General features: G+C 66.3%; 9 protein-coding genes. 4 read left to right on the top strand and 5 right to left on the bottom strand.

Annotated elements, in window-relative coordinates; translation table 11 throughout:
* Positions 1–2: 2 nt before the first annotated feature.
* Complete coding sequence (locus RIC54_RS16450; RefSeq protein WP_350090242.1) at positions 3–1,232, bottom strand: DUF2325 domain-containing protein; 1,230 nt, start codon at positions 1,230–1,232, stop codon at positions 3–5.
* A gap of 22 nt (positions 1,233–1,254) precedes the next feature.
* A complete protein-coding gene (locus RIC54_RS16445; protein ID WP_350090239.1) occupies positions 1,255–2,544 on the bottom strand; it encodes an imelysin family protein in 1,290 nt (429 codons plus the stop codon).
* Between the two features lie 526 nt (positions 2,545–3,070).
* Here RIC54_RS16445 and RIC54_RS16440 point away from each other — a divergent pair.
* Positions 3,071–3,688 (top strand): hypothetical protein, encoded by a 618-nt coding sequence (locus RIC54_RS16440; RefSeq protein ID WP_350090236.1) that lies wholly within the window; start codon positions 3,071–3,073, stop codon positions 3,686–3,688.
* Between the two features lie 19 nt (positions 3,689–3,707).
* Here the strand turns inward: RIC54_RS16440 and RIC54_RS16435 are convergent, their stop codons facing one another.
* Positions 3,708–4,949, bottom strand: a complete 1,242-nt coding sequence (locus tag RIC54_RS16435; RefSeq protein ID WP_350090233.1) for an MFS transporter — start codon at positions 4,947–4,949, stop codon at positions 3,708–3,710.
* 25 nt (positions 4,950–4,974) lie between these two features.
* Complete coding sequence (locus tag RIC54_RS16430; RefSeq protein ID WP_350151211.1) at positions 4,975–5,835, bottom strand: isocitrate lyase/PEP mutase family protein; 861 nt, start codon at positions 5,833–5,835, stop codon at positions 4,975–4,977.
* Positions 5,836–6,010: 175 nt separating this feature from the next.
* On the opposite strand from RIC54_RS16430, the gene RIC54_RS16425 reads away from it, so the two are divergent.
* Positions 6,011–6,433, top strand: coding sequence for a hypothetical protein (locus tag RIC54_RS16425; RefSeq protein ID WP_350090227.1), 423 nt, complete (start codon positions 6,011–6,013; stop codon positions 6,431–6,433).
* Positions 6,434–6,475: 42 nt separating this feature from the next.
* Here RIC54_RS16425 and RIC54_RS16420 read toward each other — a convergent pair whose 3' ends face one another.
* Positions 6,476–7,030, bottom strand: a complete 555-nt coding sequence (locus RIC54_RS16420) for a PAS domain-containing protein (protein ID WP_350090224.1) — start codon at positions 7,028–7,030, stop codon at positions 6,476–6,478.
* Positions 7,031–7,305: 275 nt separating this feature from the next.
* Here RIC54_RS16420 and RIC54_RS16415 point away from each other — a divergent pair, with 275 nt between their 5' ends.
* Complete coding sequence (locus RIC54_RS16415) at positions 7,306–8,487, top strand: efflux RND transporter periplasmic adaptor subunit (RefSeq protein ID WP_350090221.1); 1,182 nt, start codon at positions 7,306–7,308, stop codon at positions 8,485–8,487.
* A 27-nt stretch (positions 8,488–8,514) separates the two neighbouring features.
* Positions 8,515–11,682, top strand: coding sequence for an efflux RND transporter permease subunit (locus RIC54_RS16410; RefSeq protein WP_350090218.1), 3,168 nt, complete (start codon positions 8,515–8,517; stop codon positions 11,680–11,682).
* Positions 11,683–11,737 lie beyond the last annotated feature (55 nt).

Raw genomic sequence — 11,737 nt, 5'->3', positions numbered from 1 at the left:
CCCTATCCAGAGACCATTCGGTCCCCTGTTTGAGGCGCAGGCGGCGGCTTCAGCCCCAGTTCCATCAGCGCCCGCGCGAAGCAACTGCGGCTCGCCGACTTCAGTGGCAGGAACAGCTTGGAATGACGCTGGCACAGATGCTTGACCCGCAGGCATGCGGAGTGGCTGATGCAGTCCACTGGGCACAGCACCGCGTCGGCCCGCTCAACCAGGTCGTCGATGCGCTGCAGGGTTTCCTCCTTGCCGCCGTCATGGTGCTCGAAGCTGGCTTGCCGGCGCTCGGCGACGTCGCGCAGGTGCGGCACCAATCCCGGCCGGCCGCCGACATACAGCAGACGGCATGCCCCGCCGGCTACTTGGGGCGGTAGCAGTGGCGAGAGGTCGTCGACCGGGAGCGGCGCCTGCGATTGCGGCTGCTGCTTGTGGCGCAGCGCTGAAATCTCGCGGTTCAGACGGTCGACTTCGGCCTCCAGGTCGCGGGCCCGCGTGCGGGCGCCGACCAGGCTGCGTTCCCGTTTGGCGAGTTTCCGCTCCAGCCGGTCAGCGGAGGTGCGGACCGGTTCGGTGCGGGTGCCCGCGGCCTCGGCGACGGTCAGGCGCTCGGACAGGATGGCAACGCGTCGGTCACGTTCGTCCACGGCGGCCTGGGCTTCCTGGGCGGAGCGGCCGATGCGTGCCAGCCGATCGCGGAGTTCTGAATTTTCGCGTTCCAACTGGTCGGCGCGGCTGGCGTGGTCACGCACCGCCGCCCCCTGCAGGTGCGACATCATGTGGACCTCGCCGAACACCCGGGCGCGCAGGTCGTTGGGAACATGCCGGTGCGTCAGCAGCGCCCAGTAGCCGCCGGCGATCCGGCCGGATGCCTTGAAGTCTTCCCAGAGGGCATCGAGCGCGGCGGCTTCGGTCGCCCGGCTCACCCGCCGCAGGGCGCCTTCAAACCGGTGGTCGAGCAGCCGTTGCAGTGCGCGGGCAACCGATCCTTCCTGGGTCGCCTGCTGCACGAAATAACCGTGGATCTCGTAGTCGGTCGCGTGGGCCGGCGGCGTCAGGTGGAGCTTGCGGGCCAGCGCCTTCAAGTCGGGGGTGGCGAGACAGGTGCCGAGGATCGAACAGTGAAACCCGCCGCCGATCTCCCAAAGCTTCAACCGGCCACCCGACGGCACGGCCTTGCACGGCGTGGGCGTGCCGCTACGCGCAAGATCGTAGTCCGTCAGGCGGCCGGCGCTAGCCATCGTATCGCTCGATCCTGCCGGCTCAGTTCTTGCCGACGGTGCCGGGGCTGTCGAGGCTGTCCGAACCCTCGATCTGGATCGACAGGTTGAGGGCGGCAACGACCCGCTCGGTGGCGCGGGTCTGGGTGACCAGACCGTCGATCACGTCCTGGACGATCTTGTTTCCGGCTTCGTTGCCTTCGCCGATCATCTGGTCGTAGGCCATCTTGCCGCTGTCGGCGGTATCCTTCATCACCTTCATCTTTGCCAAGGTGGCAGCCAGCGCGGCCTTCATTTCCTTGGCAGCGGCGGGATCCTTGGCGGCGGCGAGGTCGAGAATGCCGGGTCCCTCGATCACCGAGCTGTCGGTGCGGACATACCGGCCGCTGGCCAGCGCCACCATGCCGACCTGGTCGTAGTAGTGCGAGTTGTGGGTGTTGTCGGAGAAGCAGTCATGCTCCTCCTCGGGGTCGTGCAGGATCAGGCCGAGCTTCATGCGCTCGCCCGCCAGTTCGCCGTAGGACAGGCTGCCGATGCCGGTCAGGATCGTTGCCAGGGCACCGTCCGGGCCCTTGCCTTCCAGATCGGCGCGGGCCGGACCGCCGGGCGCCCAATTGGCCTCCATCTCGGCCAGATCGTCGACCAGCAGGTCGGTGGCAGCAACCAGATAGGCGGCGCGGCGGTCGCAGTTGCCATTGGTGCATTTATTGATGTCGAAGTCGGTGTGCGGCCGGTTGCCGGCACCCGGCCCGGTGCCGTTCAGGTCCTGGCCCCACAACAGGAACTCGATGGCGTGGTAGCCGATCGAGACGTTGGCTTCGACCTCCTGGGCCTCGTGCAACGTGGCGATCAGCTTCCTGTCTATGTTGGCGGCGTCGACGATGGTCGCGCCGATCCGGATCTTCTTGTTGGCGATCACGTTGGCCGTATAGAGCGGGTTGTGGTCGGCTTCGATGCCGTAGCCTCCGTCGACATAGTCGATCAGCCCCTCGTCGAGCGGCCAGGCGTTCACACGGCCTTCCCAATCATCGACGATGGCGTTGCCGAACCGCAGCGCCTCGGTCTGCTGATAGGCGGGCCGGGCGGCGATCCAGGCGGTGCGCGCCGCGTTCAAGGTCTCCGCGGACGGGGACTTCACCAACATGGCTACGGAGGCTTTCAGCGCGACGGCGCCGGTATGCGCGTCCTGGTACATGGCGTGGGCGATCGCCTCGTAGTTGGCGATCACTGCCTTGGCGTCGACCGTCGCGCCGTGCACGCCGATCGGGAACGCCACGGTGCTGGCGACGGCAAGCGTGACCGCCAGGGCGGCGGTACGAACTATCGATATCATCCGGTAACTCCCCGGTGCTGGGCTCAATGGCTGGACACCGTGCCGGTCGCCGAAGCGTGGCAGGCGCTGCGCAGTATCTTTATTGAGAACGCGTCGCACTTTCAACTGTCTTGTTGAGATCGACTCGCAATGTTGTTGGCGACCAGAGTGAATCGGCTTTTTCCGAGCGAAAGCGGGGTTCTTCCTACGGATCGCCGAAATACTGCCGGACTACATAAAGAATCCTATTCAATAGGCTGTTTTATAAGGAAAAATTGTCACTCTGTTAGTGTTTTCGAAACCTTCTCAAGATACATTCCTGGCGGGAACGGAACGACGAAGAAGGGGTGGGCCATTGCGCGCGCTCGTAACGACCGTGGTGTCGCAAGTGTTGCTTGCGGCCATGACACTGACTGGTGCCTGGGCTTCGGCCGGCCCCGACAAAGCGCCGAAAGAGACCGCAAGCCGCGTGATGTTTGACGCTCCCGATGTGCGTGCGACGGTGCGCGGCTCTCAGGCATCGTTCCGGAGCAGGGCCGAGCTCAACTTGGCGACCGACGACCTCGAGACGCGCCTGTTCCGCAACACCGGGGTCATCAGCGATTTCTCCCGTAGCGCGGTTCGGTTCGGTCGGACGGTGCGATCGCCCTACCTGGCCAGGCTGGGGGTCGGCGACGGATTCTCGGCGCGGTTTCGCGACGGCGCCTACAGCGTAGCGGGGGCCGTGATGTCAGGACGTGCGGGCCACTCGATGGCGGCTGAACTGTCGGCGTTCGATGGAGCGATGGCGTTTCAGGCCGGTCACAAGGAAACCGCGCTGTCGATCGGCTCCACATCGTTCGCCGGCGCGCACGTCGACTTCGACGTCCTGAACGCGGAAGTGTCGCTGCGCTGGCATATGGGGCGTGAGCGGATCGAGGGCGGGACGAACGAGAGTTCCGCCGGAGGGATCGCCGTCGCGATGCCGTCTGTGCTGGAGGATGGCGATCGTCTCCGGGCGGCGATGTCGCGCCCGGTCCGACCGGGCTTCGGTTTCGAGGTCCCGGATTTCAACATCGCGTACATGATGCCGATGCCGGTCGGACGGCTAACCTGTTCGGGAGGAGTCGAGTCCAGGGCCACCCGGGCCTCGGCGGTACGGATGTCATGGGCAATGACCTGGTGAGCGGCGGCGCCCGCTTAGCCTAGGAACTAAGCCTGCGCAGCCGAAGCGCGGCGATCACCAGCAGGGCGCCGATCCCCGCCAGCAGGAACAGTCCGGCGTCGAACCCGCCGGTTGCGTCGTACAGGACGCCAAGCAGGATCGGCCCGCCGGCTCCACCGATCTCGGCTGCCGAGAAGAAGAGGCCGCTCGCGGTTCCGGCGTGCTTCTCGCCGACGCCCCTGGTTTCCACCAGGGTGAGGATCGCCACCGTCATCAATGAACTGCGGGCGATGCCCTGCAGCACCAGACCACCCAGCAGTACCGGGCCTTCGCCGGTGTCCAGCAGCAGGCTCGCGAGCATCGCCGACAGCCCAAGCCCAGCCAGCAGCAGGAACCGTCGCTCCGGCGTTGCCAGACGGGGGATCAGCAGCGATCCGAGGATGCCGACGGCAGTGGGAACCGTAGCCCAGTAGCCGGCCATGGTCGCCGTCATCCCGCCGTGCCGCAGCAGTTCGGGCAGCCAGTTGTTGAGGCCGTGGTTGAAGCTGAAGATGCCGACGGCCATCAGCAGCAGCAGCCGGACCGCCGGCAGTTTCAGCAGCCCACCGACCACCTGCGTCTGTTTCGGGCGCGGTCCGGCTTCAGCCGGCGTATCGAGGCGCCGTGCGGCAGGGTGGCGGGACAGAAGCAGCCACAGGATTGCGCCGGCGAAGGCGACCGCCGACCAGAGCTGCAGAACGCGGTGCCAGTCGTGATCCAGCCATGGCATGGCCACGGCGTTGGTCAGTGACAGGACGATCACCGAGCCGATCGCCGGGCCGGTGATGTAGATGCCCATGGCGAGGCCGCGCTGGCTGCCGGTGAACAGCTGGCTGACCGCTTTCGGAGCACCGGAGGACACGATCGGACCGCCGATCCCGAACAGTCCGACGGCCAGCAGCAGGGTGGCGTAGTCGGTGGCGAAGCTGCGGGCGAGTCCGGACGCGGCGATGATAATGGCGCCGATGAACAAGGCCCGACGGGCGCCCAGCCGGTCGAGCAGCGTGCCGCACGGGATCGCGGCCGCGATGTACACGAGCTGCCAGACCCCGAGCACGCTGCCCATCGCGCCGTGGCTTAGGCCGAGATCGCGGGTGATCGGCGCCACGATGGGCGCGAGCGCCACGCTGATCATTCCGAAGCACAGATAGACCAGCCAGATGCCGAACAGGATCAGCCAGCGCGACGCACCGGCCGTTTGCGCCGGCGGCATGGCTGCAGGTGGGGGGAGCGAATCGGACATGGGGCAGGGCTCCGCGCCGGCAACGCTACTCCAGGAACGTGTCTGTCCACCGGTCGTAGTCGGCGTTGCGGGTCACCTGCTTCATCAGGGCGTCGGAGGGCAGGCCCGGCAAGTCCGACGGCGCAACGCCGTCGCGCAGGGCCTTGAGGGTGGCATGCACTGCCTGGACGGCGGCCGAGAACGGCTGGTGGCCCTGCAGGCAGATCCGGACACCGAGGCTCGCCAGATAGGGCCTGTCCATCATGGACGCTGGGAGGCCGCCGAGCATCAACGGCAGCGTGACCTCGGCCGCGACCGCCTCAAGCTGCGCGCGGTCCTTGGCGCCGATCAGGAAGATCGCGTCGACTCCCGTTGCCTCGTAGGCTTTCACCCGCGCGATGCAATCCTCCACACCGGTGACCGCCAGTGCGCTGGTCCGGCCGAAGATGCACAGGTTCGGATCCGATCGTCCGGCTACCGCGGCGCGCATCTTGCCCGCACCCTCTTCGACCGACAGCAGTTCGGTTTTGCCGCCGCTGCCGAATCGGCGCGGCAGCACTGTATCCTCGATGCTGAGCCCGGAAATGCCCGCGACCTCCAGTTCCTCGACCGTCCGCTGGACGTTCAGGGCATTGCCGTAGCCGTGGTCCGCATCGACCATCAGCGGCAGGCTGCCGGCCCGGCAGATCCGTCGGGCCTGATCGGCGAACTCACTGAGCGTCAGCACGATGAGGTCGGGTGCGCCAAGCACCGTCATCGATGCGATCGATCCGGCGAACATGCCGATCTCGAATCCGAGGTCCTCGGCAATGCGGGCCGAAATCGGGTCGTAGACGGAACCAGGGTAGACGCACTGGTTGCCGGACAGGACGGCGCGGAACTTCTCGCGCGGCGTGGTTGACCGCATGGGGGGATCTCCGAGATCGGGCGGCGGGATCGAACAGGGCAGGCGAGCCGCCATGTTACCGCAGGATCGGGTTCTGTGAACCAACGTTGACCGTGGGCGGCAGTCGACGGGTTGGGAACGTCGCGTGGCCGTGGCCGTTTCGTTTGCGCAACATGAACAGCATGGAGGACCAGCTATGAGCCGAGGGATTGCGCCGATCATTGCCGCTTTCGTCGCCACCGGTGCGGTGGCGCAGACATCCGATTCATCCGATCCGATCCAGACCCAGAACGGCATCCGATACGCCTGCACCGGCGTAGGCGCCAGCAGCCGCGAGGACCCGCGGTGGAGGGAATTCGCCGCCAAGCTGGTGTTCGCCGCAAAGAACGGTGGCTATCTGCACGACGTCACGACCCGGGTGGTCAATGCCGAAGGCAAGACCGTGTTCTCGACGACCTGCGGACCCTGGCTGCTCCTCGACCTGCCGGCCGGACGTTATGACATCACCGCGACGGCGCGGGATGATGCCGGGTCGGGTCACGACAGTCGCGCCACCGTGACCGTGGGCGGAGGCGGCCAGTCCGAGACGATCATCCGCTTTCCGAGCGTTCCGGGGTGAGGCGGTCGCGGTTCCGGGTGGGTCGTCGGACAGGCCGCGCCGCTACGACGCCCGTACCCTCTCCAGATCGGCCGTGAGTTCGTCGGCCCGGCCCGACACCATCCGCTCGACCCTGCCGGGCCGCCCGTTCTCGAAGATCTGACCTGCCAGGACCATGTCGACGGCGCTGCCGTCGCGTGACATCGGCAGATGCAGGCGTCTCGTCCAGCGGAACTCCTTGTCGGCCCACTGAAAGGGCCCTTCGGAGTAGACCGGCACGGCATTCGACACGACGATGCCGTACAACTGGCGCGTATATTCCAGGGTCGCGCCGCTGGTCAGCTCCTCGACGGTCATTCCCGTGTATTCAAGCCCGTGGGCAGCGACGATCTCCGTCCCGACCAACCGGTATCGGATGTCGGGACCATCTCCGCTGACATCGGTAAGGATCAGGCTTTTTAGCAGTTGCGGAATCGAGACGGGATCGAGATCGGCACGCAGCATCGCCGGGCGTTCGCCTCGGTGTATCAGCCAATAGTCGTACAGTTCCAGAAGCCGGGTGTCGTCGATCTGCAACCGGAAGGACGGCCCCTTTAAGTTGGTCGGTCCAAGCGGCATTGTTTCCGCTCCATGCTTGGGCGCCGGTTGGCGCCGAAGGGACGGCATGAATGACCGCCCCCCGGGTCAACACGCACCTCGGGTAATCGACTCGGGCCAAGAGTCCCGGTTTGAGATCGAAAAATTCACGCGTTGCGGGTGATTTCGCAAGTTTATTATTGCTAAATTGCGTGGGCATTCGTGCCGGTTCGCCATATTTTGTGCGACGCAGCAACGCACGAGGTAGGAGCCTTCCGTTACCGCCTCGATTTCGACACAGGTGTGGCATGAGTTGGATGAACAACGCCCGAGCGGTGGGTTTGGTTTCCGTGGTGGCGGTTGCCGCGGTCTTGTCGGCTTGCGACCAGGCGCCGCCGGCGCAGGCGTCCGCCTCGGCTCCGCCGCCACCGCCGGTGGAGGCGGCCACGCCGCTGATCAAGTCGGTCGTCGAGTGGGATGAGTTTACCGGCCGGTTCGAGGCGGCGGAGCGGGTCGAGTTACGGGCCCGGGTGTCCGGCTACCTTGACGCGGTGCATTTCCAGGACGGGCAACTGGTCAAGAAGGGCGACCTGCTGTTCACCATAGACCCTCGGACGTTCCAGGCCGAGAGGGCCCGTGCCAAGGCCGACGTGGCGAATGCGCAGGCCCGCGTCGCCTTGTCGGAACGGGAACTCGCCCGGGCCGAGCGGCTGGTGTCGACCAAGGCAATCAGCGAAGAGGCCGCGGACAATCGCCGTTCGGCGCGCGCCCAGGCGGTCGCCGACCTTGAGGCGGCCCGAGCCGGCGTCGCGATCGCCGAGCTGAACGTGCAGTTCACCGAGATCCGCTCGCCGGTCACCGGTCGGATCTCCGACCGCAAGGTGGATGTCGGCAACCTGGTCACCGGCGGCACCGAGAGCGCGACGCTGCTTGCGACCGTCGTTGCGGTGGAGCCGATCCATTTCGTGTTCAACATGTCGGAGGCCGACTACCTGAAGTACGGCCGCCTGCACCTTGAGGGGATGGATCAGGCGCAGGCGCACGTGCCGAGCAAGGTCCAGGCCCGGCTGATGGACGAGACCGGCTGGGCCCATGAGGGTGTCATGGACTTCCTGGACAACTCCCTCGACTCCGCGTCCGGCACGCTGCGCGGCCGCGCCGTGTTCGCCAACCCCGATCAGCGGTTGACGCCCGGCACCTTTGCCCGGCTGAGGCTGGTCGGCTCGGCGCCTTACCAGGCCACCATGATCCCCGACACCGCGGTCGTTTCGGATCAGTCGAACAAGGTGGTGATGACGGTCGACGCCGACGGCACGGTGGTGCCGAAACCGGTGACCCTCGGTCCGATGATCGACGGCCTGCGGGTCGTGCGCTCCGGTCTTGCGGCCACCGATCGGGTGGTGGTGAAAGGCCTGCAGCGTGCCCGGCCGGGCGGCAAGGTGACGGTCGAGAACGCCACCATCGCGGCAAAGATCGGACAATCGACGGTCGGCGGTTGAGCCTGACCGGCTGACGAGGACAGTTCCGTGCGCCTTTCGCATTTCTTCATCGAACGGCCGATCTTCGCATCGGTCGTGGCGATCCTGATCACCCTGGTCGGGGCGATCAGCTACATCAGCCTGCCGGTCGCGCAGTATCCCGAGATCGCGCCGCCGACCATCGTGGTGACCGCCAACTATCCCGGGGCGTCGGCAGAGGTCGTGGCCGACACCGTCGCGACGCCGCTGGAGCAGGAGATCAACGGCGTCGAGGGCATGCTCTACATGTCCTCGCAGTCGACGGCGAACGGCCAGGCGGCGATCACCATCACCTTCCGGCTCGGCACCGACCTCGATAAGGCGCAGGTGCTGGTGCAGAACCGGGTGGCGATTGCCATCCCGCGCCTGCCGGAGCAGGCACAGCGCCTGGGCGTGGTGACGCGCAAGAACTCGCCCGACCTGATGATGGTCATCCACGTCTACTCGCCGGACGACACCCGCGACAGCCTGTACCTGTCGAACTACGCCAAGACCCAGATCGTCGACCGTCTGGCGCGGGTCGATGGCGTCGGCGAGGCGCGGGTGTTCGCCGAGCGCGAGTTCTCCATGCGCGTCTGGCTCAACCCGGAACTGCTGGCGGCTCGGGAGTTGTCTGCCGGCGAGGTGGTGGCGGCACTGCGGGCCAACAACATCCAGGTCGCTTCGGGCTCGCTGAACCAATTGCCGGTTCCGGACCCCGGCGCCTTCCAACTCAGCGTCGAGACGCTGGGCCGGCTGGTCGAGCCGGCGCAGTTCGAGAACATCGTGGTCAAGACCGATGCCGATGGGCGGGTCACCCGGGTCGGGGACATTGCCCGTGTGGAACTCGGCGCGCGGGACTACTCGACGATCGGGTATCTCAACACCAGCGTCGCCCTGCCGATCCTGATCTTCCAGCGCCCCGGCTCGAACGCGCTGGCAACCGCCGACGGCGTGCTGGCGACGATGCGCGAGCTTGGTCGGGATTTCCCCAATGGCGTCGCCTACGACGTCATTTACAACCCGACCGAATACATCGCCCAGTCGATCGACGAGGTGTACCGCACGATCTTCGAGGCGGTTGCCCTGGTCGTGCTCGTGGTCATCGTGTTCCTGCAGACGTGGCGCGCCGCGATCATTCCGGTCCTGGCGATCCCGGTATCGCTGATCGGTACCTTCGCCGTGATGGCGGCGTTCGGCTTCTCGCTGAACAACCTGTCGCTGTTCGGGCTGGTGCTGGCCATCGGCATCGTGGTCGACGACGCCATCGTCGTGGTCGAAAACGTCGAACGCTATCTGGCCGAGGGACTGAGTCCGAAAGAGGCGGCGCACAAGACGATGGACGAGGTCGGCGGCGCGCTGATCGCGATCGCGCTCGTGCTGTCGGCGGTGTTCATTCCGACGGCGTTCATCAGCGGCATTTCCGGCCAGTTCTACCAGCAGTTCGCACTGACGATCGCTTCGGCGACGATCATCTCGCTGATCGTGTCGGTGACGCTGTCGCCGGCGATGGCGGCGCTGCTGCTGCGGCCGCATCGACCGGATCACCAGCCGACCGGCATCATGGCGGTGATCGGCTGGCCGTTCAGGACCTTCGCGCGCGGATTCAACACCGGCTTCGACCGGTTGTCGCGCGGGTATGGCGGCCTGACACGACGGTTGATCCGGGTGTCGGTGCTGGTGCTCGTCGCATACGCCGGGCTGCTGGGCGTGACCGGCTGGCAGTTCGACCGCACGCCCACCGGATTCATTCCCGATCAGGACCAGGGCTACCTGATCACCGTGGTGCAGTTGCCGGCCGGCGCATCGCTGGCGCGGACCGACGAGGTGGTGCGCAGGGCCACCCGGATCATCCTGGATCAGCCGGGCACGTTGCATACCGCCGGTTTTGCCGGGTTCGACGGCGCCACCTTCACCAACGCGCCGAACGCCGGGGCGATCTTCTTCACGATGAAGCCGTACGCCGAGCGCGAGGCGCTTGGCCTTAACGCTGCAACGATCCAGCAGAACGTCCAGCGTGCACTCGGCCAGATCAAGGATGCCTACATATTCGTGGTGGCCCCGCCTCCGGTGAGCGGTGTGGGAACCGGCGGCGGCTTCAAGATGTACGTCCAGGATCGTAGTAACCGTGGCCTGCAGGCGCTCGAAGCGGCGACCAACGGGCTGATGGGCGGCGCGTTCCAGACCCCTGGCATCGCCTACGCGTTCACTCTGTTCAATACCGCGACCCCGAAAATCTACGCCGACATCGACCGGGTGAAGGCCGAGATGCTGGGCCTGCCGCCGGAACGGGTGTTCGACACGCTGGAAGTCTATCTCGGCTCGGCGTTCGTCAACGACTTCAACTTCCTCGGCCGGACCTTCCGGGTGACCGCCCAGGCCGACGGCGAGTTCCGTGACGACCCGCGCGACATCGCCAACCTGCGGGCGAAGTCGACGTCGGGCGCGATGATCCCGCTTGGCAGCGTGGTGACGTTCCGTGACGTGACCGGGCCGACCCGGGTGGCGCGCTACAACCTGTACCCGGCGGCTGAGCTGCAGGGCGCGCCGATCCCCGGCGTGTCCAGCGGTCAGGCCATCGCCTCGATGGAGCAACTTGCCGAGCGCGAACTGCCCTACGGCTTCTCCTACGAGTGGACCGAACTGGCGTTGCAGGAAAAGCTGGCCGGCAACACCGCGATGATCGCCTTCAGCCTCGCCGTCGTGTTCGTGTTCCTGCTGTTGGCGGCCCAGTACGAAAGCCTGACCCTGCCCCTGGCGGTGGTGCTGATCGTGCCGATGTGTCTGCTGGCGGCGATCACGGGCGTGATCTTCCGCGGACTCGACAACAACATCCTGGTGCAGATCGGCTTCGTGGTGCTGATCGGTCTTGCCGCTAAGAACGCGATCCTGATCGTGGAGTTCGCCAAGCAGGGCGAGGAATCGGGTCTCAGCCGGGCGGAAGCGGCGGTGCAGGCGGCCCGGACCCGGTTACGGCCGATCCTGATGACTTCCTTCGCGTTCATTCTGGGTGTGGTGCCTCTGATGCTCGCCGAGGGCGCCGGGGCTGAGATGCGTCAGGCGCTCGGTACGGCCGTGTTCTCCGGGATGGCCGGGGTGACGCTGTTCGGGCTGCTGTTCACCCCGGTGTTCTACGTGGTGTGTCGTTGGCTCGGCAGTTGGCGCCGGCCGAAGCAAACGGCCCCGTCCCAGGCATGATGCGATGGCCGATCGAGGAGTGACTTCCCTCGATCGGCGTTCCCGCTCACGATAC

It is taken from the genome of Thalassobaculum sp. (assembly GCF_040219215.1).
Classification (GTDB): Bacteria; Pseudomonadota; Alphaproteobacteria; order Thalassobaculales; family Thalassobaculaceae; genus Thalassobaculum_A.
This window is presented reverse-complemented; position numbering and strand designations above follow the sequence as displayed.

Coding starts and splice junctions, on each gene's coding strand:
- RIC54_RS16450 (WP_350090242.1), bottom strand. CDS start 1,232: ATGGCTAGCGCCGGCCGCCTGACGGACTACGATCTTGCGCGTAGCGGC.
- RIC54_RS16445 (WP_350090239.1), bottom strand. CDS start 2,544: ATGATATCGATAGTTCGTACCGCCGCCCTGGCGGTCACGCTTGCCGTC.
- RIC54_RS16435 (WP_350090233.1), bottom strand. CDS start 4,949: ATGTCCGATTCGCTCCCCCCACCTGCAGCCATGCCGCCGGCGCAAACG.
- RIC54_RS16430 (WP_350151211.1), bottom strand. CDS start 5,835: ATGCGGTCAACCACGCCGCGCGAGAAGTTCCGCGCCGTCCTGTCCGGC.
- RIC54_RS16425 (WP_350090227.1), top strand. CDS start 6,011: ATGAGCCGAGGGATTGCGCCGATCATTGCCGCTTTCGTCGCCACCGGT.
- RIC54_RS16420 (WP_350090224.1), bottom strand. CDS start 7,030: ATGCCGCTTGGACCGACCAACTTAAAGGGGCCGTCCTTCCGGTTGCAG.
- RIC54_RS16415 (WP_350090221.1), top strand. CDS start 7,306: ATGAACAACGCCCGAGCGGTGGGTTTGGTTTCCGTGGTGGCGGTTGCC.